General features: G+C 62.6%; 18 protein-coding genes. 12 read left to right on the forward strand and 6 right to left on the reverse strand.

Annotated features, from left to right (window positions below; translation table 11 throughout):
* Positions 1 to 174: 174 nt before the first annotated feature.
* Entirely contained in the window at positions 175 to 1,488 is a 1,314-nt protein-coding gene (locus RIF72_RS08365) for an RNA polymerase sigma factor (protein ID WP_091466703.1), read from the forward strand.
* A gap of 193 nt (positions 1,489 to 1,681) precedes the next feature.
* Here the strand turns inward: RIF72_RS08365 and RIF72_RS08370 are convergent, their stop codons facing one another.
* Positions 1,682 to 1,903, reverse strand: a complete 222-nt coding sequence (locus RIF72_RS08370; protein WP_018778705.1) for a hypothetical protein — start codon at positions 1,901 to 1,903, stop codon at positions 1,682 to 1,684.
* Positions 1,904 to 2,158: 255 nt separating this feature from the next.
* On the opposite strand from RIF72_RS08370, the gene RIF72_RS08375 reads away from it, so the two are divergent.
* On the forward strand, positions 2,159 to 4,267 hold the full coding sequence (locus RIF72_RS08375; RefSeq protein WP_309074361.1) for a DNA topoisomerase IV subunit B: 2,109 nt from the start codon (positions 2,159 to 2,161) through the stop codon (positions 4,265 to 4,267).
* A 100-nt stretch (positions 4,268 to 4,367) separates the two neighbouring features.
* Here RIF72_RS08375 and RIF72_RS08380 read toward each other — a convergent pair whose 3' ends face one another.
* Both RIF72_RS08380 and RIF72_RS08385 read right to left on the reverse strand, forming a co-directional pair.
* A complete protein-coding gene (locus RIF72_RS08380) occupies positions 4,368 to 5,390 on the reverse strand; it encodes a M56 family metallopeptidase (RefSeq protein ID WP_309074362.1) in 1,023 nt (340 codons plus the stop codon).
* A 5-nt stretch (positions 5,391 to 5,395) separates the two neighbouring features.
* Positions 5,396 to 5,782: a BlaI/MecI/CopY family transcriptional regulator gene (locus tag RIF72_RS08385; protein WP_011774471.1), complete on the reverse strand. Its 387-nt coding sequence runs from the start codon at positions 5,780 to 5,782 to the stop codon at positions 5,396 to 5,398.
* Between the two features lie 279 nt (positions 5,783 to 6,061).
* Between RIF72_RS08385 and RIF72_RS08390 the strand changes: the two genes are divergently transcribed.
* From RIF72_RS08390 to RIF72_RS08405, 4 genes are read left to right on the forward strand one after another with little or no spacing between them, the layout of a single operon-like run.
* Positions 6,062 to 7,660 carry a cytochrome ubiquinol oxidase subunit I gene (locus RIF72_RS08390; protein WP_309074363.1) on the forward strand — a complete coding sequence of 533 codons (1,599 nt, stop codon included), beginning with the start codon at positions 6,062 to 6,064 and terminating at the stop codon, positions 7,658 to 7,660.
* A gap of 18 nt (positions 7,661 to 7,678) precedes the next feature.
* Complete coding sequence (gene cydB / locus RIF72_RS08395; RefSeq protein WP_309074364.1) at positions 7,679 to 8,761, forward strand: cytochrome d ubiquinol oxidase subunit II; 1,083 nt, start codon at positions 7,679 to 7,681, stop codon at positions 8,759 to 8,761.
* 7 nt (positions 8,762 to 8,768) lie between these two features.
* Positions 8,769 to 12,194, forward strand: coding sequence for a thiol reductant ABC exporter subunit CydD (gene cydD / locus RIF72_RS08400; protein WP_309074365.1), 3,426 nt, complete (start codon positions 8,769 to 8,771; stop codon positions 12,192 to 12,194).
* Between the two features lie 9 nt (positions 12,195 to 12,203).
* Entirely contained in the window at positions 12,204 to 13,214 is a 1,011-nt protein-coding gene (locus RIF72_RS08405; RefSeq protein ID WP_309074366.1) for a GNAT family N-acetyltransferase, read from the forward strand.
* A gap of 5 nt (positions 13,215 to 13,219) precedes the next feature.
* Here the strand turns inward: RIF72_RS08405 and RIF72_RS08410 are convergent, their stop codons facing one another.
* The gene (locus RIF72_RS08410; protein WP_309074367.1) at positions 13,220 to 13,738 is read right to left on the reverse strand and encodes a DinB family protein; all 519 of its coding nucleotides are present in this window, start codon (positions 13,736 to 13,738) and stop codon (positions 13,220 to 13,222) included.
* Between the two features lie 129 nt (positions 13,739 to 13,867).
* On the opposite strand from RIF72_RS08410, the gene RIF72_RS08415 reads away from it, so the two are divergent.
* A complete protein-coding gene (locus RIF72_RS08415) occupies positions 13,868 to 14,251 on the forward strand; it encodes a VOC family protein (protein ID WP_309074368.1) in 384 nt (127 codons plus the stop codon).
* 98 nt (positions 14,252 to 14,349) lie between these two features.
* Here RIF72_RS08415 and RIF72_RS08420 read toward each other — a convergent pair whose 3' ends face one another.
* Positions 14,350 to 16,866, reverse strand: coding sequence for a DNA topoisomerase IV subunit A (locus tag RIF72_RS08420; protein ID WP_309074369.1), 2,517 nt, complete (start codon positions 16,864 to 16,866; stop codon positions 14,350 to 14,352).
* A 54-nt stretch (positions 16,867 to 16,920) separates the two neighbouring features.
* On the opposite strand from RIF72_RS08420, the gene RIF72_RS08425 reads away from it, so the two are divergent.
* From RIF72_RS08425 to RIF72_RS08440, 4 genes are read left to right on the forward strand one after another with little or no spacing between them, the layout of a single operon-like run.
* A complete protein-coding gene (locus RIF72_RS08425) occupies positions 16,921 to 19,608 on the forward strand; it encodes a GNAT family N-acetyltransferase (RefSeq protein WP_309074370.1) in 2,688 nt (895 codons plus the stop codon).
* 57 nt (positions 19,609 to 19,665) lie between these two features.
* A complete protein-coding gene (locus RIF72_RS08430; protein ID WP_309074371.1) occupies positions 19,666 to 20,391 on the forward strand; it encodes a DUF5998 family protein in 726 nt (241 codons plus the stop codon).
* Positions 20,388 to 21,617, forward strand: coding sequence for an alkaline phosphatase family protein (locus tag RIF72_RS08435; protein WP_309074372.1), 1,230 nt, complete (start codon positions 20,388 to 20,390; stop codon positions 21,615 to 21,617). The genes RIF72_RS08430 and RIF72_RS08435 overlap by 4 nt, the downstream gene beginning before the upstream one ends.
* Positions 21,610 to 22,368 carry a thymidine kinase gene (locus RIF72_RS08440; protein WP_309074373.1) on the forward strand — a complete coding sequence of 253 codons (759 nt, stop codon included), beginning with the start codon at positions 21,610 to 21,612 and terminating at the stop codon, positions 22,366 to 22,368. Before RIF72_RS08435 ends, RIF72_RS08440 begins: the two co-directional genes overlap by 8 nt.
* Here RIF72_RS08440 and sepH read toward each other — a convergent pair.
* Positions 22,365 to 23,705: a septation protein SepH gene (gene sepH, locus RIF72_RS08445; RefSeq protein ID WP_309074374.1), complete on the reverse strand. Its 1,341-nt coding sequence runs from the start codon at positions 23,703 to 23,705 to the stop codon at positions 22,365 to 22,367. The genes RIF72_RS08440 and sepH overlap by 4 nt on opposite strands.
* Positions 23,706 to 24,022: 317 nt before the next feature.
* Between sepH and RIF72_RS08450 the strand changes: the two genes are divergently transcribed.
* The gene (locus RIF72_RS08450; RefSeq protein ID WP_011774483.1) at positions 24,023 to 24,322 is read left to right on the forward strand and encodes a DUF4193 domain-containing protein; all 300 of its coding nucleotides are present in this window, start codon (positions 24,023 to 24,025) and stop codon (positions 24,320 to 24,322) included.

Raw genomic sequence — 24,322 nt, forward strand, 5'->3', positions numbered from 1 at the left:
CGCGTTCGAATGCCTGAATTGGCCCCTTCATCGGGAACAAAACAGTGTCGTCGGGAGTTCTCTATAGAGACTCTGCCGGCGGCGATCGCATTTGAAATTGATCGCGGACTTGACAGGGTCATAGTGGTGTTGCCCGTATGGTGATTCCACAGACCGCCGCTAGAAAGGTTTTCTGTGACCCCGTCTTCCGTCGAGAAGGAACCCGCCGCCCAGGCCGAATTGTCCGCTGAGGAAAAGAAGGCGGCAACATCGGCAAAGCGCGCAGCGACACGTGCTGCCAATAAGGCCTCAGAGGGCGACTCTGACAAGCCGGCACCCAAGAAGCGTGGACCCAAGCCCGGCGCGAAGGCCGCCGCTGAGGCCGCGAACAAGTCCTCAGGATCCGACGCTGAGGATTCCAGCGGCGAGGATGAAGACTTTGATCCCGCAGCTGCCGAGGAAGTCGAAGTCGGAGAAGATGACGTCGAGGACGGCGCCACGGCTACCAAGGACAAGGCTGCTCCCTCAGGTACGGGATTCGTCTACTCCGATGCCGACGACGACGACGCTCCTGTCCAGCAGGTCATGTCGGCCGGTGCTACTGCCGACCCCGTCAAGGATTACCTGAAGCAGATCGGCAAGGTCGCACTGCTGAACGCAGAGCAGGAAGTTGACCTCGCCCTTCGGATCGAGGCCGGCCTCTTTGCCGAGGAAAAGATCAACGCTGACGACGGATCCATGGATCCCAAGCTCAAGCGTGAGCTTGAATTCGTCATTCACGATGGCAAGCGTGCCAAGAACCACCTGCTCGAAGCCAACCTGCGCCTGGTCGTTTCCTTGGCCAAGCGCTACACCGGCCGCGGCATGCTCTTCCTGGACCTGATCCAGGAAGGCAACCTGGGGCTTATCCGTGCAGTTGAAAAGTTCGACTACACCAAGGGCTTCAAGTTCTCCACCTACGCGACCTGGTGGATCCGCCAGGCCATTACCCGCGCCATGGCAGACCAGGCCCGCACCATCCGTATTCCGGTGCACATGGTGGAAGTCATCAACAAGCTGGCCCGCGTGCAGCGCCAAATGCTTCAGGACCTCGGCCGCGAACCGACTCCTGAGGAGCTGGCACTCGAACTGGATATGACGCCCGAGAAGGTTGTCGAAGTCCAGAAGTACGGCCGCGAGCCGATTTCGCTGCACACCCCGCTGGGTGAGGACGGTGACTCGGAGTTCGGCGACTTGATTGAGGACTCGGAGGCTGTTGTCCCTGCCGACGCTGTCAGCTTCACGCTCCTGCAGGAGCAATTGCACTCGGTTTTGGACACCTTGTCCGAGCGCGAAGCCGGAGTTGTTGCAATGCGCTTCGGCCTGACCGATGGCCAGCCGAAGACTTTAGACGAAATCGGCAAGGTCTACGGCGTCACGCGCGAGCGTATCCGCCAGATCGAATCCAAGACCATGTCCAAGCTGCGGCATCCCTCCCGCTCGCAGGTCCTGCGGGATTACTTGGACTAGAAACATCCAGAGCCGGCTTTGAGAGCGGCCCAGCCGGACTTTCGGCTGGGCCGCTTTTCCGTGTGCGCACTGCAGCTTGAACACAACAAGCACCAAGTGGGCTCAATGCAACAAGCTCAACGCAACAAGGCCCCTCCCGAGTGGGAGGAGCCTTGTCATGTAATCAAAAAGGGTTTCCGGATAGCCGGACTGCCTAGTCGACGGGGACGGGAGCCTTCTCGTTGAGGCGCTCGGTCTCATCGTGCCAGTCAGAAGTCATGGGCCGAAGCGTAGCTTCAACTGCACGTGCGTGGTGGCCGCAGAAGAGCAGCTCACCGCCGGAGGACTCGAGTACAACGCGGACGTACGCTTGGGCTCCGCAACGGTCACAGCGGTCAGCTGCGTTCAGCGTGCGGTCTGCAACTGCTGTTGTCATGTCGGCCTCCTTAGTAGTTCTGTACATCCATATAACCAGCATTCGATGCAGATCCATGGCAAGGATGGGTCACTTTCGCTGTCCGCGTATCACATGTGCGTAACGTAACCAGGCAGCCTGCGTCCGCGCTGGAGTGGCAAACAGTGCAGGACGACTTCCCCGGCTACGCTTGTACGGGCAGCGTTTGCCTTGAATTACCAGTCAACATACGGCTGGGAAGCACCCAAAGATATACCCCGAAGGAGCACACCGCGAGTGGCACCGAGTTCTGAATACAACGCCCGGCATCTTTCTGTCCTTGAGGGCCTGGAAGCCGTTCGCAAGCGCCCGGGCATGTACATCGGTTCCACTGACTCCCGCGGCCTCATGCACTGCCTGTGGGAAATCATCGACAACGCCGTTGATGAGGCTCTGGCAGGCTTCGGACATGACATCAAAGTCATCCTGCATGCCGACAACTCCGTGGAAATCCACGACGATGGCCGCGGTATCCCTGTGGACGTAGAGCCCAAGACCGGACTCTCCGGCGTCGAAGTTGTGTTCACCAAACTGCACGCAGGTGGCAAGTTCGGCGGCGGTTCCTACACTGCCTCGGGCGGTTTGCATGGTGTCGGAGCCTCGGTGGTGAACGCTTTGTCCAGCCGCCTTGATGTCCAGGTAGACCGCGGCAGCAAGACTTACCAGATGTCGTTCCGCCGCGGCGAGCCGGGACGGTTCGTGGATTCCGGTTCAAAGCCAAGTCCCAACGCGCCGTTCGAGCCGTTTGTTGAGAATTCGGTGCTGGATGTTGTGGGCAAGGCAAAGCGCGGCGTCACGGGAACCCGTGTGCGTTATTGGGCAGACCGTCAAATTTTCACCCCTGACGCCAAGTTCTCCTACGACGATCTGGCAGCACGGGCACGCCAAACATCGTTCCTCGTACCTGGCCTGAAAATCACCGTGCGCGACGAGCGCAAGTTGGCCGGAACGCCTGGGGAGGCCGGTGTCCATGAGGAAGTGTTCCATCATGATGGCGGCATCTCCGAGTTTGTCGAATTCCTCGCGGCCGATTCCGGAGTGACGGATGTTTGGCGCCTTCACGGTTCAGGAAAATTCAAGGAAACTGTCCCGGTCCTCGATGAGAACGGTCACAGCAAGATCGCGGAAGTTGAACGTGACTGCGAGGTGGACATCGCCCTGCGTTGGGGCATCGGTTATGAGACAACCATGCGCAGCTTCGTCAACATCATTGCCACGCCCAAGGGCGGTACACACCAGTCCGGCTTTGAAGCCGCGCTGCTGAAGACCTTCCGCAAGGCCGTGGAGACGAACGCGCGCAAGCTCAAAGCCGGTAACGACAAGGTCGAGAAGGACGACATTCTCGCCGGGCTGACTGCCGTTCTGACTGTCCGGCTTGCGGAGCCGCAGTTCGAGGGACAGACCAAGGAAATCCTAGGTACCTCAGCGGTTCGCGCCATTGTGGCCAAAGTAGTTGAGAAGGAAATAACTGCAAGGCTGAACTCGGCCAACCGCAACGACAAAGCCCAGTCGGCGCTCCTGCTGGAGAAGATGGTCGCCGAGATGAAGTCCCGCATCTCTGCGCGTGTGCACAAGGAAACCCAGCGCCGCAAGAATGCCCTGGAAACCTCGTCGATGCCCACCAAACTTGCAGACTGCCGTACTGACGACGTGGCGCGCTCTGAACTGTTCATCGTAGAGGGTGACTCGGCGCTCGGTACCGCCAAACTTGCCCGCTCCTCCGATTTCCAGGCCCTGCTGCCCATCCGAGGCAAGATCCTGAACGTCCAGAAAGCATCCGTTGGCGATATGTTGTCCAACGCTGAGTGTGCGGCGTTGATCCAAGTTGTCGGCGCCGGATCCGGCCGCAGTTTCGACATCGACGCTGCCCGATACGGCAAGGTCATCCTCATGACCGACGCCGATGTTGATGGTGCGCATATCCGCACCCTGCTGCTGACCCTGTTCTTCCGGTATATGCGTCCCATGGTCGAGGCCGGCCGCGTGTTTGCGGCTGTTCCGCCCCTGCACCGCGTGGAAGTGATCAACCCCGGCCAGAAGGCCAATGAGATGATCTACACCTACTCAGAGGTCGAGCTTCACGTGCTTCTCTCCAACCTTGCCAAGGAAGGCAAACGCTACAAGGAACCTATCCAGCGGTATAAGGGTTTGGGCGAAATGGACGCTCAGCAACTGGCCGAGACCACTATGGATCCACGACACCGGACCCTCCGGAAGGTGGGCATCGATAGCGCCCAACGTGCCGAGGAAGTCTTTGACCTTTTGATGGGCTCGGACGTGGCGCCGCGTAAGGAGTTCATTATTGCCGGAGCGGCCACCCTGGACCGGGAGCGCATCGACGCCTAACTCTTGGTTGGCGGAACAGGGCATCGTCGGGGACCTCTGTGCTGTGCGGGCAGTGGCGCCGGCGGCGAACGTAGCCGCTCCCAATAGCCGGTGAAGCCCGTCAGCCCAGTAGCCCCGGAACGATCAACAATGCGGTGGGCACCGCAAGCAGCAAGGCCGAGGCCGCCAGGACCAGCACCCGTGCAGCTTTGGTGAGCGGCGGCTTGGGTGAGAGCAGGCGGCTGACGCGTGACGCCGTCGTGCGTGGGGAATCAGCGCCGCCGGTGGCGCTCACTGCATTGCCCTCGACGACGGCGCCACCAACGCTGAATGCCTGGCCGCCGGCCAGGGTCTTACTCCCGCTGACCGATTGTCCGTCCAAAGCTGGCTGTGTGGTGCCGCTGGCAACAATCGCGATGGCCTTGATCAGGGTGCCTTTGCTCTCGGTGCGGAGTGCGACGTCGTCGGCCAGCATTTCGATCAATGAATTCACCGCCGTTTGGGCCAGCCGGGTGGTGGGGAACCAGGGCAGGGCCTGACGCCAGGCAGCAAAAGCCCAAAGGAGGAGATCGTGGCGCTGAGACAGGTGCGCGTTCTCGTGAATAAGCACAGCCCGGAGTTCAGCTGGTTCCAGTGCTGCCATCAGGCCGTCGGACAGCACTGTCACGGACCGGGCGCCGCCAGGCAGGCAGTACGCGACGGGGGAGTCGTGGTTGATCACCACGGTGCCGGGGCCGTCGTCCGACGGTGATGCCAGCAGGGCGAGCAGCTCGCGGTGGCGTCGCCGCTGGCGCTCAATCTTGTAATAGGTCAACAGCAGGGTGAAGACCAAGTGAGCGGTCAAAAGTGCCGCTGCGGAGAGTGCAAAAAGGTGCCAAAACCCCAACGCAGTGGTGGGCTCGTTGTTGAAAACCATCCCGGCCAGGCCCTTGAGTCCTGCGATGAGGTTGTCCCCTATGGGCTCCAGCCCATAGACGAGCATGGCCCCGATCATGGACAAGCCACCAGCGAGGGCGATCGCCTGCCACAGCACCATGGCGGTGAAAGGGGACCGTGCCGGCCACTGCGCGCGGGAAAGCAGCACGGGCACCGGCCACGCCAGAATGATTGCCAGGACCGCAAGCAGGTATGAGGTCCAGAACATAAAGGCTAATTGTAGCCGAGCAGTTTGCGCAGGGTAGCGGCTTCACTTTCGGTGACGGAACCAATGAAGCGGGCCAGGACGGCCTCGCGGTCCGGAGCCGAGCCCAGGACTTCGTGCATGAGTTCGGCGGTGTGGTCGGCGCGGCTGGAGACTGCTTGGTAGCGGTGCGGTCTCGTTCCGCGTTCGCGCTCCACCAGGCCCTTCTTTTCCAGGCGTGAGAGCACAGTGAGGACCGTGGTTACGGCCAGATCCTTGCCTTGATGACCCGCGGTGCCGTCACCGGCCTCGGAATCCTGCGCCAGAAGATCCCGCAGTGTGTTGGCAGTTGCAGCCTCCTGGCCTGCCCAGAGCAGATCCATCACTGCCCGTTCCAGTTCCCCAAGACTTGCCATCGATACGTCCCTACCTTCCGCTCCCGGCGCAGGGTGCCTGCTGCCGGAAGCGATGATCCAACATTCCACAATAAATCTACCGCTTTTCAGGCCTTCATTCTACGTGAGGTAGAACTATCGGCGTGCCGTACCCGAACACAGGCCCTTGTGCGTGGGTTACGCCACTTAAAGAATGGGCTTCCGGGGCCTCCACTTGTTCTACACTGTGTAGAAGAGAAGTTTTCTACGTGACGTAGAAGTAAGGTCATCGTACTTCGGTCCACCGCACAAAGGACAGCCATGGACGCCTTGGAAATCGCACGCTGGCAGTTTGGTATCACTACCGTCTACCACTTCATGATGGTGCCGCTCACCATTGGCCTCGGCCTGGTTGTGGCCATCATCCAGACCATTTGGTACCGCACCGGCAAGCCCGAGTACCTGCGGATGACCAAGTTCTGGGGAAAGCTCTTCCTCATCAACTTCATCATGGGCGTAGCCACCGGCATCGTCCAGGAGTTCCAGTTCGGCATGGCGTGGAGTGAGTACAGCCGTTTCGTCGGAGATGTTTTCGGTGCACCGCTGGCCCTCGAAGCATTGTTGGCCTTCTTCGTTGAATCCACGTTCCTGGGCCTGTGGATTTTTGGCTGGAAGCAACTCAAGCGCGGCGTCCACCTGGCGTGCTTGTGGATCGCCGTGATTGGTTCAGTCTTCTCCGCCTACTTCATCATCGTGGCGAACTCCTGGATGCAGCACCCCGTAGGCGTCGAAATGGTGGATGGCCGGCCAGTGATGACCGATGCCTGGGCTGTGTTCACCAACAACACGGCGCTGGTTGCAGTGCCCCACACACTGTTCGGTGCACTGGCTGTCGCGGGCGCCTTCCTGCTGGGTATCGCCTGGTACCACCTCTGGCGTCGACGTCACGATGGCATTGATGTGGTGGGCACGGACGGCACGCTGGTTCCCGGCGATGCCGCAATCCCGGGCCGTGACAAGGCCGATTACACCGTGTGGATGACATCCTTGCGAATTGGTGCAGTGGTGGCCATGATCTCCTTCGCAGGAACGGCCATCACAGGTGACCTGCAGGGCAAGCTGATGTTCGAGCAGCAGCCCATGAAGATGGCCGCAGCGGAAGCTGCCTGCCATGACGGCACGGGGTTCTCGGTTCTGAGCGTCGGCAACCTCGGTGCCACGAACTGCGACGACATCGTGGCTGTCATCGAAGTGCCCGGCATCCTCTCCTTTCTGGCCAAGGGCGACTTCACTACCGAGGTCAAGGGCGTGAACAGCCTGCTCGGTGAGTACAAGGAGAAGTACGGCACGCACCTTCCTGACAATCCGCTGTACGGTGAGCGCGCCGGACAGGAAATCCAATACGTGCCTGTCATGGAAGTGACCTACTGGGGCTTCCGCATGATGATCGGTTTCGGTGGCCTCGCCGCTTTCGCTGCGCTGTTGGCCCTTTGGGTTACCCGCAAGGGCGTGGTTCCTCAGTCCAAATGGCTCATGCGTCTTGCCGTCCTGGGGATCCTTGCACCATTCGGCGCCAACGCCGCGGGCTGGATCTTCACCGAAATGGGCAGGCAGCCGTTCGTGGTGGCCCCGAACCCGGACATGAACGGAATAGACCAAGTCTTCATGTTCACCGCTGCCGCGGTGTCCCCAGGGGTCAGCGCAGGGGAGCTCATGACCTCGCTGGTAGTCCTCACCGCCATCTATGCCGTGCTGTTGGTGGTGGAGGTGAAGCTCCTGGTCAAGTACATCCGCGGTGGCGTGGCTTCGGCGATGCCCGAACTGGGCCACGCGCAGGACTCAGACGATCAACGTGACAAGAACGACGACGGCACCGGACCGGACAAGTCCGGCGACGACGTCCTGGCATTCGCCTACTAAAGCCAAGGGATACTGACAATGGAACTGTTGCCAACCATCTGGTTCGTGGCCATCGCCGTGTTGTGGACCGGTTATCTTTTCCTGGAGGGTTTCGACCTCGGCGTAGGCATGCTCATGAAGCTGTTTGCCCGCCACAACACTGACCGCCGGGTGTTGCTGAACACCATCGGCCCGGTATGGGACGGCAATGAGGTGTGGCTGCTCACCGCAGCCGGTGCCACTTTCGCAGCCTTCCCGCTCTGGTACGCCTCGCTGTTCTCCAGCCTCTACCTCCCGCTACTGGCAGTCCTGGCCGCCTTGATCTTCCGGGCAGTCGCTTTCGAATATAGGGGAAAGGTGGACTCCGAACAGTGGCGGAACCGCTGGGACTGGGCGATCGCCGTCGGGTCCTTCGTGGCCGCCTTCGGCATCGGCGCAGCCTTGGCGCTCACCACCACCGGCCTACCCTTGAACGCCAACGGGGACCGCGTCGGAGGCCCAATGTCCTGGTTCAGCGGCTACGCACTCCTTGGCGGTTTCGGTGTGGTGGCGTTCGCCCTGGTGCACGCCCTGGCGTTCCTTGCCCTCAAGACCGACGGCGATGTGCGGCATCGCGCCCGCCGCTGGTTCATTCGTCTGCTGCCGTTCGCAGTGTTGCCGATGTTCGGCTGGATGCTGGCCGTCCAGTTCCTGAGCGGCAAGCCCTGGACCTGGGCTTTGGTGGCAGCAGCCACCGTTACAGTCATCCTGGCATGGCTGCTGGCCCGTGCCGGGTCCGAAGGGCGCGCGTTCAGTGCCCTCGGCGCCTTCATTGCGTGCGCCACAGCCTCGATCTTCGGAGCAGCATTCCCTGTGGTCATCCCTTCCACGATCGATCCCGCCTTCAACTTGACCATCTCCAACGCCTCGTCCTCGGACTACACTTTGGGCCTCATGAGCATCGTTGCAGCCGTTGGCCTGCCACTCGTGATTGCCTACCAGTCATGGACGTACTGGGTGTTCCGGCGACGTGTGAGCGCGGCCCACATTCCCGAAGCCCACGGGTTCCTGCCGGCAATAGCCGCAAAGGTGATGATCCCCAAGGGCAGCTCGCCATCCACGCCAAGCCAATCGGGAGATTAGTCGCCCCATGAAACCCGTGTTCCCTTCCGGCCCCGCTACGCGATCGGCACTCTACGCCGTTGGCCTGATGTCCGCCCTCAAAGCACTGTCCCTGGTGCTCATGGCCCAAGCTGTGGCTGGGGTGCTGGCCGGGCTCACGTCCGGCTCAGCGGATTGGAGCAACGGACTGATCTGGGGCGCGGTAGGAGCGGTCCTCAGGTCGCTGACCGTGTGGGGCCAAGGAATTGCCTCGAGACGGGCCGCCCTGGGCGTCAAAGAGGAACTGCGGGCACGGTTGTTGAGGCGCTCGCTGTCCGACGGCGGTTCGTCGCCCGTAGCGGGAATGAACGACGGCGGCTTGGCGATCCTTGCCACGCGGGGCCTGGACGCGCTGGACGACTACTACACCCAGTACCTGCCTGCAATCGTGAACTGCGCTACGGTCCCGCTCCTGATCGGAGCCCGGATCCTCTTCGCTGACTGGGTGAGTGCTGTAGTGATCGTCCTGACAGTTCCACTGGTGCCGCTGTTCATGGTCCTCATCGGCCGGTACACCGAAGACACCGTCCGGGAGGCGCAAAGCACGCTCCGGAAACTGTCCGGCCACATCCTTGAGCTCGCCAAAGGCCTTCCCGTTCTGGTGGGCTTGGGACGTGCCACCGAACAGCGCGCAGCCCTGGAAGATATTTCCGAGCAATACCGGACCAAGACCATGGGCACGCTTCGCACGGCATTCCTTTCCGCGCTTGCCCTGGAACTCATTGCGACGATCTCCGTGGCCGTAGTGGCAGTGTTCATCGGTGTACGGCTGGTGCATGGCGACATGGCCCTTGAAGCGGGGCTCCTGGCACTGATCCTGGCCCCGGATTGCTACCTTCCGCTCCGGGAACTTGGCACCGCACACCACGCAAGCGATGACGGCCGGGCAGCCCTCGAAACCACCCACGCCGTGCTGGATGCCCCCTCACACAAGCGGCTGCAGGATCATGTGCCTTCCAGCACAGAGCCGTCCAGCACAGAGCCGGCCGGGGTTGTGGTGAGCGGGTTGACGGTGACGTACCACGGAAGGTCAGCAACCGCCGTCGGGCCCCTCGGCTTCACTGCCGCACCCGGGCACGTTACGGCGCTCGACGGCGACAGCGGCTCCGGGAAGAGCACAGTCCTGGGTGTCCTTGCCGGGCTCATCGGCCAAGGACCGTCTGCTTCGGTTACGGGTACCATCACGGGTGCGGACCCGGGAACAGTGGCGTGGGTACCGCAACACCCGGTTATGGGCACCGACACTGTGCAGCAAGAGATTGAACTCTATCTCGACGGATATATGGGGGACACCTGCGCGGCTGTCACCCGTGTCCTTCGGAAGGCCTCTGCAGAGCACCTGGCTGGCAAGAACCCTGCGGAACTAAGCCCCGGAGAGTTGCGGCGGATCGCACTTGCCCGTGGACTTGCCCGCGTGGAAGCAGGTGCGACAGTCCTGCTGCTGGACGAGCCCACTGCCCATCTTGACCAGTACTCCGCCAGTGTGGTCCACCGCGCCATCGAGTCGCTTCGCGGCACCGTCACCGTGATTCTGGTGGCCCATGACGCCGCCACGCGGGCGCTCGCCGACCACCTGGTACCTGTCGGTAACCAGCACCGGCACGGGACCTCGGTGCCTACCGTGAGCGGGGCGGGCAATCCGAGCGGCACTCATCCCGGCGTCGTTGCAGTTCCAGCGAAGGAAGCCAACCCGCAAAGCGGCCTGCCTCCCGCTCCCACGACCAGCAGCCTGCATGGTGTCCTGCAGGCTCTGCAACCCGTACGTTGGAAGTTCGCAGCCGCTGGTGTCGTGGCCGTCCTGGCCGCCCTCTTCGCAGTGGCACTGTCAGGTTTGTCCGGGTGGCTGATCATCCGCGCCAGCGAACAGCCGCCCATTCTCTACCTGCTCGGCGCGATCGTCGGAGTCAGGTTCTTCGGCATTGGAAGGGCCGTTCTGCGCTACTGCGAGCGACTCCTGACCCATGATGCAGTTTTCGCTGCCATGACCCGCCTCCGCGGTGCGCTGTGGGCATCGCTGAGCCGCAGGGCGCTGTCCCTCAGGCGACTCCTCCAAGGCGGCAACGTATTGGGCTCCATCGTGGACGACGTAGACACCCTCCGCGATCTTCTGCCCAGGGTTATCCTCCCTCCCGTGACTGCCATGGGAGTCGGGGCCGCGGCAATCATCGCCACAGCCATCGTTTTGCCAGCTGCAATGCCGGCTGTGGTGGTAGCCGCGGTCGTCGGCCTGATCCTTGCCCCAGTCCTGGCAGTCCTGGCTGACAGGAATGCCGCCAAGGCCGAACAGGAGATGCGTTCAGTCGTGCTTCGGGGAGTGGCCGCAGCCCTCGACGCCCGTGCGGAACTAAGCGCCAACGGGGTGGGGGAACCTGTCCTCGGTGCACTTCGCGACAAAGACCGCGCCGCCACGCTCTCTGCACAACGTTCGGCATGGGCCGAAGGGCTCGGCCAGGCGGTGATTGTCCTGGCCTGCACGATGGCCGCCTTGTGGGCGGGCGCACTGAGTGCGCCCGCTGTACTGAACGGCACGGTTGCCCCGGAGCTGTCAGCCGTCATTGTCCTGATGCAACTCGCCCTGGTTGAACCCTACGGTGGCATCGTGTCCGCCGTGCGCCAAGCCCCGGCGCTCACAGCCGTGCTCGGCCGGGTGGCAGCATCCGGCGCTTTGGACACCCCCACCCCAGGGAGCCAAGCGGAAGAGCACGACGGCGGCACGCGGCACCTGCCTGAGCGGCCCGGTCGGGAGGGACTGGAGTTGCGGGGTGCGTCAGCGTCCTGGCCCGGTGGCCCGAAGGTCTTTTCCGGTGTGACTGCTGTTGCCGAGCCTGGCCGTTGGCTTGCTCTGACCGGCCCCTCCGGCGCGGGGAAGTCCACGCTCCTCTCAGTGCTCCTCGGGTTCCTGCCGCTGACTGAAGGAACTGTGAAACTCTCCGGCAGAGCTGCGTGGTGCCCGCAAGAGGCACACCTGTTCGACTCCACAATCCGCGGCAACCTCCTGCTTAGCCGCCCGGCCGCAGCGAAGCCCAGTGAGGCTGAAATGCACAAGGCGCTGGCTGACGTCGGGCTCGATTCAGTGGTGGAAGCACTGCCGGATGGGCTCGATGCCCGAATCGGCCCTGGCGGTTCTTTCCTGAGCGGCGGCGAACGTCAGCGGCTTGCCATGGCCAGGACGCTCCTGACCGGAGCCTCCGTGTTGTTGCTTGACGAACCAACTGCCCACCTGGATGCGGGCTCGGCGCGGGAAATGATGGCTATTCTGCGCAAAGGACTCAAGGACGTTACGGTTGTCCTTGTCACCCACAATCCGGACGATATTGATCCGGCAGATGTGCGGCTGGAGTTGCCTGCGGCACAGGATGCTGCGAAGCGAAGCACAGGCGCGGCGGAACTGGTGGGAAGGGCTACTCCTCAGTAGCCTGTTGGCATGCCTTTCGAAACCGCAAGCCAAGTCATGCCCGATGCCGGTGCTACCGGCCTGAACTGGCGACCAGCCACCATGGAAGACCTCGACAACTGGGCAGGCCTGATTGTCCGGACTGCCGCCGTCGAACATCCCGTCTGGTATGAAAAGCACGGCGACCTGGTCCACGTCCTGGAGTCCACCAAGAACCCGGCGGAAACAAGCACGCTGCTGGGTGTCGACTCCGATGGTGTGGCACGCGCCTACGGGCGCATCGTCAAGAATCCCGACGGCGACAAAGCCACCGGAATGGCGTGCGTTGACCCGGAATGGCAACAGCGAGGTATCGGCTCTGCAGTACTGCTGTGGCAGGAAGGACAAGTACGTAGCCGATTCCAGTCGGATCAGGCCGCGGGCCACACGACGGCACCGCCCCGTCTCCGCATCCAGACGGAGGAACGGCACGAGCATCAAGCAACACTCCTCATGGGGCATGGCTACGGTGCCGTGCGCTGGTTCAACGAAATGCACCGACCCCTGTCCCGGCAACTGCCAAAGGCGCCCCTGAGTGCCGGACTTGAGCTTAGGACACTGGATCCATCGCTCTTTGAACCTGTGCGCCAAGCCCACAACGATGCGTTCAGGGACCACTGGGGGAGCGAGCCGCGGGACGAAGAATCATGGCGTTTCACCATCGAGGAACCTACGGCCCGGCACGATCTCAGTGCAGTGGTTATCGACTCCGGCACAGGAGAAGTAGCCGGATACCAGCTAACCAGCTTTGATCCTGACTCTGCCGCCGACCGCGGTTTCAAGGAAGGCTACACAGAGCTGCTTGGCGTGCGGCGTGCCTATCGCGGCCGGGGCATAGCCCAAGCCCTGCTGGCCGATGCGATGCAGCGTTACGTCTCAGCAGGAATGGACGTGGCCTCACTGGACGTGGACTCAGCAAACCCCACCGGGGCGCTGGAACTCTACCTCGGCATGGGTTACACACCAGTGAACCGGAGCATGACGTGGGAGAAGATGCTCTAGTATCCTCAGCCGTCCACGTCATGAAGGTGATGCACAACGTCGTGGAGGAAGTACTGGGAGAACGTCAGGACAGTGAAGGAGGATCCGTTGCTGCGCGTACCGGTGCGATGCCAATCATCCTCGGTGACCCGGGCGAAGGACTCGGCAATCTCCTTGCCCTCTGCCTCCAGTTCGTCGGCCACCGTCCGCGGATCAGCGGAACCGTACTCACCGTCGATCGCGGCCTGATCCTGGTCCCAGTTGGCAAACCGGGCATCATCCTCGGTGAGCATCAGGTTCAGGCGCTGGTCGAAGAGGCTGAAGACGTCCCGGACGTGGCAGGCGTACTCCAGGTTGGACCATGTGTGGTCGTTGGGACGTGTTGCTACGTCCTCCCGGCGCAGCACTGCCCGCCACCGGGGAAGCATGTTCAGGACGGTGCCGGGCACCGTGGAAGGAGTCACCGTGGCGGGGTCGAAACCGCACTCGGGGCAGGGCTCTGAGAGCACCCAGGTCCAGTCTTTTTCATCGGGGATGATCGGCATGCGGCCAGTCTAAGCTGATCCCGCCGGGACCCCTCTACAGCCCAAGAAATATGCTGTCGTTTTCCAATTACTTACCGGCCCTCCCAAGAGTAAAGTTCGTTCCGGGGGGAGAGCCGGAAAGAGAAAACAATGCTCAAGGATCAGCAGGTTGGTGCCGTCCTACCGGCACAGGACATAGCCCGGGCACGCGCGTATTACAGCGAAAAACTCGGACTGGAACCCGAAAATCCGGACGACGACGACAACCTTCAGTACAGGTGTGGCGACGGAACCGGATTCTTTGTCTATCAAACGTCCAATGCAGGGACTGCGAAGAACACCCAGATGGGCTGGACGGTCAGCGATGTCCGGGCCACAGTGCAGGAGCTGCGCGGCAAGGGAGTCGAGTTCGAAGACTACGACTTCCCGGGCCTGAAGACTGAAGACGGCATCGCTACGATGCCTGATGGAAGTGCCGCAGCATGGTTCCTGGACAGTGAGGGAAACATACTGAGCATCAACCAAACCGGCTAGCCCGTGCGGTGGCTTCACAGCCACGGCAGCACAAAGGCCGGAGGTCTGTAACCCCTGGCCTTTGCCGTGCTGTTCGGGTACCTCGTGATTATTCCGCGTTATTCCGCGGCATCAGCCCATGCCATGCTCGGACCGATGGCTTCCACGGGCTGGGACAACGGAACGCCGGATCCGTCCCTGCGGCCATGTTCGTGGGGAAGTGCCCTTGCCACACCCGCCGTCGAGGAAGCCTTCGCCGGACCATGACCTGCCCAAGCCAGGAGCAGTGTGTCCTCGCCCTTGAGGAAACGGTGGACCCGCACCCCGCCGGTGGCCCGGCCCTTCACGGGATACTCCTCGAAAGCGGTCACCTTCGCAGTGCCCGGTGCCGTCCCCGGCAAGGCGCCGTTCGTTCCGGCAATGGTCACCACGACGGCGGCAGGGTCGTCCGCGCGAACGGTACCGAAGTGGATCACTTCGTCGCCGGCCGCAAGCTTGATGCCGGCCATGCCACCGGCCGTACGTCCTTGGGGGCGGACATTGGAGGCACTGAATCGAAGCAATTGGGCCTGCCGTGTCACGAAGACAAGGTCGACGTTGTCCTCCTGCGCCGGTTCCACCGCGAGCACCGAGTCCTTGTCCTTCAGGGCGATGATCTCCCAGTCTTCACGGTTCAGCGGGTAGTCCGGCTGAACACGCTTGACCACGCCCTGGACCGTACCGATGGCGAGGACGGAGTCCAGGGGGACGAAGGCAACCAAGGTTTCACCCTTGAGCAAGGTGATGAAGTCCTTGGCGGGGACGCCGCCGGCCAAGTTGGGGAGACCGGAGACCGGAGGCAACACGGGCATGTCCATCACTTGGAGCCGCAGCATGCGGCCTTGGGATGTGACCGCACCGATTTCTCCCCTGGCGGTGGTCTTGACCACTGAGCGGAAGACATCGTGCTTGGTCCGGGGACCCGATTCGGCCAGCGGTTCCTGGTTGGACGTCCTGGCGATCTGTCCGGACACACTCAGCAGGGCCCAGCAGGGGTCGTCCGGAATTTCCAAGGGTAGCGCTGCGGCTTTGCCCTTCGGCCCAGGTACTGACGCTGCCAAGGCCGCAGCCACCGTGGGGGAGACGGCTTCTGATTCCAAGAGGACCGTGCGGCGGGGGGTGCCGTACTTTTCGGCGACCACGGCCAACTCACCGGAGACAAGATCGCGGAGCAGTTCATCCGAAGCCAGGATGGCCTCCAGGGCCTCGATCTCGCGGCGGAGTTCGTCCTGTTCCTTCTCCAGCTCAAGGCGGGAGTACTTGGTCAACTGCCTCAGGCGCAGTTCCAGGATGTAGTTGGCCTGGATTTCGGTGAGGTCGTAGATGGACATGAGGCGTTCACGCGCGGCCGAAGCCTCGTCCGAAGAACGGATGATCTGGATGACTTCGTCGATGTCCACAATCGCGATCAACAAGCCCTCCACCAAGTGGAGGCGGTCCTTCTTTTTGCCCAGGCGGAAGGACGTGCGGCGGCGCACCACATTGAGGCGGTGTTCAACGTACACCTGCAGCAGCTGCAGGAGGCCCAGCGTCTGCGGCTGGCCGTCCACCAAAGTGACGTTGTTGATGCCGAAGGAATCTTCCATGGGCGAGTAGCGGTACAGCTGCTGGAGCACGGCGTTGGGATTGAAGCCGTTCTTCAACTCGATGACCAGGCGGAGGCCGTGATTGCGGTCCGTGAGGTCGACGACGTCGCTGATGCCGGTCAACTTCTTGGCGTTGACGGCATCCTTGATCTTCTCAATGACCTTTTCCGGGCCCACCATGTAGGGGAGCTCAGTGACCACCAGGCCGGTACGGCGGGCGGACAATTGTTCCACTTCAACCTTGGCGCGGGTCTTGAAGGATCCACGCCCCGTGGCGTAGGCGTCACGGATTCCGTCCAATCCCACAATGCGGCCACCCGTGGGAAGGTCGGGCCCCGGGATGAACCGCATGATCTCATCCAACGTGGCACCGGGGTTGGCGATCAGGTGACGCGCAGCGGCTATAACCTCCACCAGGTTGTGTGGAGGCATATTCGTGGCCATACCCACAGCGATGCCCGTGGTGCCGTTGACCAACAGGTTAGGGAAAGCGGCGGGGAGCACATCCGGCTGCGTCAGCTGGTTGTCGTAGTTGGGGACAAAGTCCACCACGTCTTCGTCCAGGTGGTCCGTCATGGTCAGCGCGGCGGCCGCCAAGCGTGCCTCTGTGTAACGCGGTGCTGCCGGGCCGTCGTCGAGAGATCCGAAGTTTCCGTGCCCATCGATGAGCGGCAGGCGCAGGGAAAAATCCTGCGCCATACGCACCATGGCGTCATAAATCGCGGTGTCGCCGTGCGGGTGGAGCTTACCCATGACTTCGCCCACCACGCGGGCGCTCTTGACGTGTCCTCGATCCGGGCGGAGGCCCATATCGGACATCATGTACAGGATGCGCCGTTGAACGGGCTTCAGTCCGTCGCGGGCGTCCGGGAGGGCGCGCGAGTAAATCACCGAGTAGGCGTACTCCAGGAAGGAGCCTTCCATCTCGGACGTGACGTCGATGTCGACGATGTTCTCGGTGAAATCGCCGAGGGGCTCGGCTGTGCGTGCGGATTTTTGGCTGCGGGCCATGGGGTCGGTGGATCCTTAAAGATGTACTACGGATGTTTTAGCTAGGCTAAGCCTATGGTGGATCAGCCCGGCGTCGGCATTTATCCGGAATATTGGGAAGCTGATGTCGTGCTGCGCGACGGCGGGACAGCCCACCTTCGCCCAATACGACCCGAAGACGCCGACGCTTTGCAGGCGTTCCATGCGGGGCAGTCGCAGGCCTCCATCTACATGAGGTTCTTCTCCTTCAAGCCAAAGCTCTCCGGCAAGGAAGTGCGGCGTTTCACGGAAGTGGACCACATCAACCGCGTGGCGTTCGTCATCACCATCGGCGGCGAAATCATGGGGATCGGCCGCTACGACAGGCTTGAGGATCCTACCGAGGCTGAGGTTGCCTTCAATATTTCCGATGCACACCAAGGCCGTGGAATCGGCTCGATCCTCCTGGAGCATTTAGCTGTTGCCGCCCGGGAAAACGGCATCCGCCGCTTCACGGCCGAGGTCCTGCCGGACAACCGTAAAATGCTCATGGTCTTTGCCGACGCCGGCTACGACCTCAAACGACAATTCGACGACGGCGTCGTGAGCGTCGAATTCAACATCGATCCCACGGAGAAATCGCGGGCCGTCATGGAGTCCCGCGAGCACCGCGCGGAGGCGCGCAGCGTGCGGGACCTGTTGTCGCCGTCGTCGGTGGCTGTCATTGGTGCCAGCCGCAAGTGGGGGACGGTAGGCTACCAGCTGCTGGAGCACATTATTGAAGGCGGCTTCAAAGGTCCTGTCTATGCCGTCAACCCGGAAGCGTTTGAACTTGCCGGAATGATCTCCTTCGGAAACTTGTCCGAGATCCCGGGACCGGTGCAGTTGGCCATCGTCGCCGTTCCCTATGAGGAAGTGCCCAAGGTAGTGGACGACTGCGCCGCTGTGGGCGTCAAAGGCATCGTGGTGGCCACCGCGGGATTTGCCGACGACGGCGAGCGGGGACTCGCCCGCCAGCACGAGTTGGTGCGGCGGGCCAGGGCGAACGGAATGCGCGTCATTGGCCCCGAATCCCTCGGGATCCTGAATACACACCCGGCGGTGTCTTTGAACGCTTCGATGGCGCCCACGATGCCCCCGCGGGGCAGCCTGGGCTTGTTCAGCCAATCGGCTGCCGTGGGTGTGGCGGTTTATGCAGCCTCCAGCCGCCGCCGGCTCGGGTTGTCATCGTTCCTCTCCGCAGGAAACCGCGCCGACGTTTCCGGCAACGACGTCATGCAGTACTGGGAGGACGACGCCGATACTTCCGCCGTGGGGCTCTACCTTGAGTCGATCGGCAACCCCCGCAAGTTCTCCCGCTTGGCGCGCAGGTTGTCCCGCAGCAAACCCGTGATCGTTGCCAAGTCGGACGTCACCGGCCTTAGCTTGCCGCCCGGCCACGAGGTTCGCACCACCCAGGCACCGTCGGCAGCAGTGGACGCGATGATGCGCCAGGCCGGCGTGATCCGTGTTGAGACCATCGAACAACTTATGGACATCGCCCAGATAGCATCCTCGCAGGCACTGCCCAAGGGGCCGGGTGTGGCCGTTTACTCAAATTCCGTCGCGCTGGCCAAAGTGGTTGCCGACAGTTCCGGCCCCCTCGGTCTGGACGTGGGCCGCCTTGTGACGGACATTGACCTGGACGCCGGTATGTCAGTTGCGCTTCCCGCCCTTCGGGCAAGTCTCCAGGAAAGCCTCGCTGATGACTCTGTGCACGCCGTTGTGGCGGCCCTTCTCCCGGCCCGCGGGCTTACCGTGGAGGCGCTCGCGGGCGTCCTGGCCGAATGCGCAGCCGAGGCCGGAAAGCCTGTTGTGGCTGCATTCACTGGAATTCTGGATCCGTCCGTGCACGTGGAAGGCATGGTGGGAGCAGTGGGTAAGCCTGTGCTTCCGTGCTACTCCAATGCCGGTGCCGCGGTGGCGGCCCTGGCGGCGATCGTCCGTTACGCGCAGTGGCGCGACCGGGACCAAGGGCTTTTTGTGGAGCCCGAGGGCTGCGATGTCGACGGCACCAAGGAAACGCTGAACGCGATGCTGGCCGGTGTAACGGGCGAAAAGATCAGGAAGCTCGACGCCGGTGCTGCCGCCGCACTGCTGTCGGGTTACGGGATTGAAGTGGTGCCGACGCTCGGATTTGGTACCCCTGATGAGGCCGTGCAGGCCGCGGAGACCGTGGGTTGGCCCGTGGTCCTCAAGACCACCGATCCTGCGTTGCGGCACCGGCTGGACCTCGGCGGAGTTCGGCTGGACATCCAGGACGCAGAATCCCTCCGGCAGAACATCGCCCAAATGCGTCGTGCCTTGGAACCATATGGATCGCCGTCGCTTGAAGTGCAGGCCATGGCGCCTGTGGGGCAGGCCTGCATCTTCCGTGCCATGGAGGACCCCCTGCTGGGGCCGGTCCTGTCGTTCGGGCTGGCCGGTGATGCCGTGAACCTGCTGGACGACTGGGCGCATCGGGTCCCGCCGCTGTCAGCTGCCGACCTGCACGATGTCATTCGCTCACCACGGGCGTCCCGGAAACTGTTCGGCTACCAAGGCCTGCCCGCCGTGGATGTGGTTGCCCTCGAGGACATTGCAGCCAGGCTCGCCAAGCTAAAAGATGACCACCCCGGCATCGCATTGGTGGAATTCAACCCCGTCCTGGCTGGACCCTCGGGCGCCACCATCCTTGGGGCGGATGTATGGATCGGCAACGCAGCGCAGCGGACGGACAGCGCCCGACGTGCGATGCGGGGTTAGCCACAGGAGTGGGCCGCACGGTTAGGTAGTCACCAAGCGATCTGTGAAAATGGGGGAATGAGCACCCAGTCTCCGACGCCTCAATCCCGTCCGTCCAACGCCGGGCACCACACCGCCCATCATCACAGCTCGCAGGGACAGAGCCTGGACCAGGCGTTGCAGCAGGCAGGTTTCTACCCGAGGTTGGTGGCCGACGTCGTCGATGACGCCCTGGATGGCCGGGAGTGCCTCTCCCACCTGGTCCACTTGGAGACCCATTTCGACCGCGCAGAGGTCCGCCGGCACATCACAGTGCTGGTGCTCACGGAGGACATGCTGGTCATCACTCACGTTGACGACCAACAACTGGATGAGGCCGGAGAACAGATCGTTGCCCAGGTCTCCACTGAGTCGGTACCCGTGGCCCAGATCCGCTCGGTGGTCCTTAGCTACATGTATTCGCAACCCCAGGACTACAAGCCATCCGATCCTGTCCGGGAGATGACCTTGTCCATCGCCTGGTCCGGCGGGCAGCGCCTGGACATGGGGCCGGCGAGCTGCGGGGACCCCCAGTGCGAAGCCGATCATGGCTACAGCGGAACCATCGCCCAGGAAGACATCGTCCTGCGGATCAGCGCTGAGGCGGACGGACTCCAAGCAGTCCAGGATGCCAAGATTTTCGCCCGTGCACTCCGTGCGGTCAACACGGGCAACCCTTCCCCGGCCCAACATGCCAGCATCCCTGCACCGAGGCCGCGTTCGGGCGTCTTCAGCAACCGCCTCAGCCGCGGACACCAGCGTTGAGGGAAACCGCACAGAACCCGGTGAGCACGTCTTCGGGGACCAGCCCGGCGGCTGACCTCCCATCGCCCCCGCTTTTTGGAAGCAAGTCCATAGCGGAAGTCCTTACCAGCTCTGCCGCGTCCCTGGGCATGCCGGGCTTCACCAACCACCTGCAGCTGCCGTCAGCGCAGCGTGTCTGCGTGGTCCTTGCCGATGGGCTCGGCCGTAGCCTCTTGAAGCAGAAGTCTTCCCACACGCCCTTCCTCCGGTCGGTCATGGCCGGGGGACAACGCAACGTCCCCACATGGATAGACGCTGCCTTCCCCAGCACCACGGCGGCATCCCTCGCGAGCCTCGGCACCGGTTTGCCGGCCGGCCAGCACGGAATGGTGGGCTACGACGTCCTCGATCCCGATCAGGACAAGGTAGTCAACCTCCTGGGCAATTGGGATTCCCAAGTGGACCCAGCGCAGTGGCAGCCTCACGCGACGGTCTTTGAACGGCTTGCCGGAGAACTGGACGTCGTGACCGTCAGCCTGCCTCAGTTCGGAAACTCGCCGATGACACAGGCTGCTCTCCGGGGAAGCCGCTTTGTTGGCGGCACCACCCTGCATGCCCGCACCGCTGCGGCTGCTGAGGCAATGTCCGGTGGTGGACGTTCCCTCATGTACTTCTACGCCAACGAGTTGGACAAAGCAGGCCACCGCTACGGCTGCCAGTCGGATCGCTGGGAGCACCAACTCGAAGAACTCGACTCCACGGTCAAGAGGCTGTCCGCCACGCTGCCTGTCGGCACCACCATTGTGGTGACCGGCGATCACGGCATGTTGGACGTCCCGGAATCCCAGAGGATCGACTACTCCGCTGATGAAACGCTCGTGGCAGGAGTCCGCCACACTGCCGGGGAGCCGCGAATGGTCCACCTCTATCTTGAACCGGATGCCACTCCGGCCCACCGGGAGTCCCTGATTGAGGCGTGGCGTCACCGCTTTGGCGAAAGGATCTGGGCCTTTACCCGGGAGCAAGGCGTGAATGCAGGGTTGTTCGGTGCAGTGCGCCCTGAGGTGGCCCCGCGCATTGGTGACGTCATGATTGCAGCACGCGACACCTTGGCCCTCTACGACACACGGAGGGCTCGCCCGGCATCCCTGCAGGTTGTGGGGCAGCACGGTTCACTGACCAAGGCCGAACGCGAAGTACCCCTGCTGTGCTTCGCCGCTGCCGGCAAGAAGGGCAAACGTGGCTGAGCTGGTCTTCTTCTCAGGCACTATGGACTGTGGCAAGTCCACCCTGGCCCTTCAAATGGACCATAACCACCGCGCACGCGGCCGCGGAGGTGTACGGTTCAGCTGTAACGACCGCGCAGGTGATTCAAGGATCTCCAGCAGGCTGGGCCTGCAAACCGACGCGGTGGAGGTTGTGGGCGACACCGATTTCTGGGAAGAAGTGGTGGCCCGGCGAACCAACGGACTGCGGGTGGACTACATCATTTGTGATGAGGCGCAGTTCTACTCGCCCACCCAGGTGGAACAATTGGCGCGGGTTGTGGATGAGATGGATGTGGATGTCTTTGCGTTCGGCATCACTTCCGACTTCCGGACCAGATTGTTCCCTGGCTCGCAGCGACTCATTGAACTCGCCGATAAAGTGCAGGTACTGCAGGTCGAAGCTTTGTGCTGGTGCGGCCGCCGGGCAACGCAGAATGCCCGCACCGTGAACGGCATCATGGTGGTGGAGGGTGACCAGGTGATGGTGGGCGACGTTGCCCCGCAAAACAGCGCCGACAAAGCTGGGCTTACGGGGACTGCCTTGGCTGAGAATCTGCCCGCAGAAGGCGGTCCTGCTGACGCAGTAGGCTACGAGACGTTGTGCCGACGGCACTACATGAGGCGCGTCACGGCTCATGGTGCAAACCTGATGGCAGGTGCGGACCAACCGCTGCCGTTCGACGTCGATGCTTGCCTCTGGCCCGGGGCAGGGGCCCTTAAGCGGGTCTAGTCGCCGCGCGCCCCAAAAACGATCTCGTCCCAACTCGGGATACTTGACCGCTTTGGGCGGGACGGCTGGCGTTCCGCAGGGGCGTCCACATCCTTACGCACGTCAGCGTCTTTCTGATCCTCTGTCGGCATGTCGTCCTGACGCGCGCCATGGGAAGACTGCGCACTGTCGGCTTCGTCATCTGCTCGGGGTTGCGGGTTGCCGCTGCCGCCGAGGAGTTCGTCAAGCCCTGCAGGTTTGCGTCCTGGCAAGGACGTCACAGGTCGAAGCGGGCCGGCTACCACCGTTATTTCACGTGTGTCTGTGCTGACGCCATTGTGGAGCTTCAGTGAGTCGTCGCCGTCGTCGTCGTGCGAATCGAAGTGCCGCGGCGCGAGGCTTAGCCTGGACATCATCGAAGGGCGCCCGTCTTTGCGTGCGGGCTCTTCGACTACAGGAGTCTCTGGCTCGACATCCGTTACGCCGGCTTCTTCAGCCTCGTTTGCTTCCTCGCCCGGTCGCGGGTGCGCTGCGGGAACGTTGCTCAAGAGGACTGCCAAAGCGTCGTCGCCGTCTTCATCCACGCCAAGGCGCTGGCCGCGCCGCGAACGGAGCATTTCCAGCAGGCTGTCGGATTCTTTCGCGGACGCGCGTGCTGCCGTTTCGGCGTCGGTCTCGAAATCGAACGGCCTGTCCGAGACGGCAGCAAGCCGCCGGGCCGGGACCGGGCCGTCCATCGGCTCAAGTTCGCTGAGTTGCTGGGCCCAACGGTTGGCATTCTGCAGCGACTTGCGCTGGGGGCTGAAGGTCCACATGGCGGGCGGTTCTTCGCCGATGCTTCCGTGAGCTGCGGGGACAGTTTCGAAGCGTGCGACGACGGTCCAGGTACCGTCCGGGCGGCGCCACGAATCCCAATCCACCGAGGAGGAGTCGATTCCGTGCGCTGAAAGCCGGTAGTCGACCATCTCTCCAAGAGTGGCCGGGTTGTCACCAAAAGCGGAGCGGTAGATGTCATGCCCCGGAGCAGGGGAGGCAACTTCGATGTTTCGGGCCTGTCGCACTACGTACTCACGCTCTGCAAGCACGGGGCCTTCATAGCGTTGCACGTTGGCAAGAGGGAGGCCGGAAAGCTCTGCAACCTCCACTGCCGTGGCTCCGCTGCGGATCCGGGCCTGGATATCGCGGGGCGACATGGAAATCGGCGTGTTGGAGGCGCGAGCGGCCACCTGGGCAGGGGTACGGCTCGCCGCGGCCCTCAAGGCCTCGTCGATCGGAAGCTGGAACATCGCACCACCGGGGCCGCTCAAGAGCAGATGCCCGCCGTCGTCGTGGACGCCTACCAGTCGTAGATCCTGCATAACACCCTCCACCACATGGCATAACTGACATTCGAAACTCTGCCACTCGCGGGGGGCTTTTCCTACTAGGGCAAAGGGCGTGCCGTGATAATTCCGCTGAAAGCCGGCTCATTCCGGACGGGTTTCGGCTGATTTCGCAGCAGGAGAGGGTCTATGGACTTTCGGGGCCCGGGGGAGGACAATCTGGCCGAGATCGGGCACAAATCCGGGGCGTCCGGCGTTTGCATCCTTAAGCCGGTTGCAGGGAAGTTCCTGCGATCCGGTTTCCAACCCGGAACAGGTATACCCGGACAGGTATGGAGGACGAAGAAGGAACCATGGCCACGGACTACGATGCCCCTCGGAAAACCGAGGAAGACGTCAGCGAGGATTCGCTGGAAGAGCTCAAGACGCGCCAGTCGGGGAAGCAGTCCTCCGCGGTGGATGTCGATGAGACCGACCTTGCCGATGGCTTTGAGTTGCCGGGCGCTGATCTCTCCGGCGAAGAGCTACTCATTCAGGTCATGCCACCCCAGCCTGACGAATTTACGTGTTTCAACTGTTTCCTGGTGAAGCACAGGTCCCAGATTGCTGCGGAACGGGGCGGGCACCAATACTGCACCGAGTGCGAAAGCTAG

This window comes from Paenarthrobacter sp., from assembly GCF_031180005.1.
GTDB lineage: Bacteria > Actinomycetota > Actinomycetes > Actinomycetales > Micrococcaceae > Arthrobacter.

Bases quoted from the DNA above. Each gene is read 5' to 3' on its own strand.
- RIF72_RS08370 (WP_018778705.1), bottom strand. From the start codon at position 1,903: ATGACAACAGCAGTTGCAGACCGCACGCTGAACGCAGCTGACCGCTGT.
- RIF72_RS08380 (WP_309074362.1), bottom strand. From the start codon at position 5,390: ATGTTCTGGACCTCATACCTGCTTGCGGTCCTGGCAATCATTCTGGCG.
- RIF72_RS08385 (WP_011774471.1), bottom strand. From the start codon at position 5,782: ATGGCAAGTCTTGGGGAACTGGAACGGGCAGTGATGGATCTGCTCTGG.
- RIF72_RS08390 (WP_309074363.1), top strand. From the start codon at position 6,062: ATGGACGCCTTGGAAATCGCACGCTGGCAGTTTGGTATCACTACCGTC.
- cydB (WP_309074364.1), top strand. From the start codon at position 7,679: ATGGAACTGTTGCCAACCATCTGGTTCGTGGCCATCGCCGTGTTGTGG.
- cydD (WP_309074365.1), top strand. From the start codon at position 8,769: ATGAAACCCGTGTTCCCTTCCGGCCCCGCTACGCGATCGGCACTCTAC.
- RIF72_RS08405 (WP_309074366.1), top strand. From the start codon at position 12,204: ATGCCTTTCGAAACCGCAAGCCAAGTCATGCCCGATGCCGGTGCTACC.
- RIF72_RS08410 (WP_309074367.1), bottom strand. From the start codon at position 13,738: ATGCCGATCATCCCCGATGAAAAAGACTGGACCTGGGTGCTCTCAGAG.
- RIF72_RS08415 (WP_309074368.1), top strand. From the start codon at position 13,868: ATGCTCAAGGATCAGCAGGTTGGTGCCGTCCTACCGGCACAGGACATA.
- RIF72_RS08420 (WP_309074369.1), bottom strand. From the start codon at position 16,866: ATGGCCCGCAGCCAAAAATCCGCACGCACAGCCGAGCCCCTCGGCGAT.
- RIF72_RS08425 (WP_309074370.1), top strand. From the start codon at position 16,921: ATGGTGGATCAGCCCGGCGTCGGCATTTATCCGGAATATTGGGAAGCT.
- RIF72_RS08430 (WP_309074371.1), top strand. From the start codon at position 19,666: ATGAGCACCCAGTCTCCGACGCCTCAATCCCGTCCGTCCAACGCCGGG.
- sepH (WP_309074374.1), bottom strand. From the start codon at position 23,705: ATGCAGGATCTACGACTGGTAGGCGTCCACGACGACGGCGGGCATCTG.
- RIF72_RS08450 (WP_011774483.1), top strand. From the start codon at position 24,023: ATGGCCACGGACTACGATGCCCCTCGGAAAACCGAGGAAGACGTCAGC.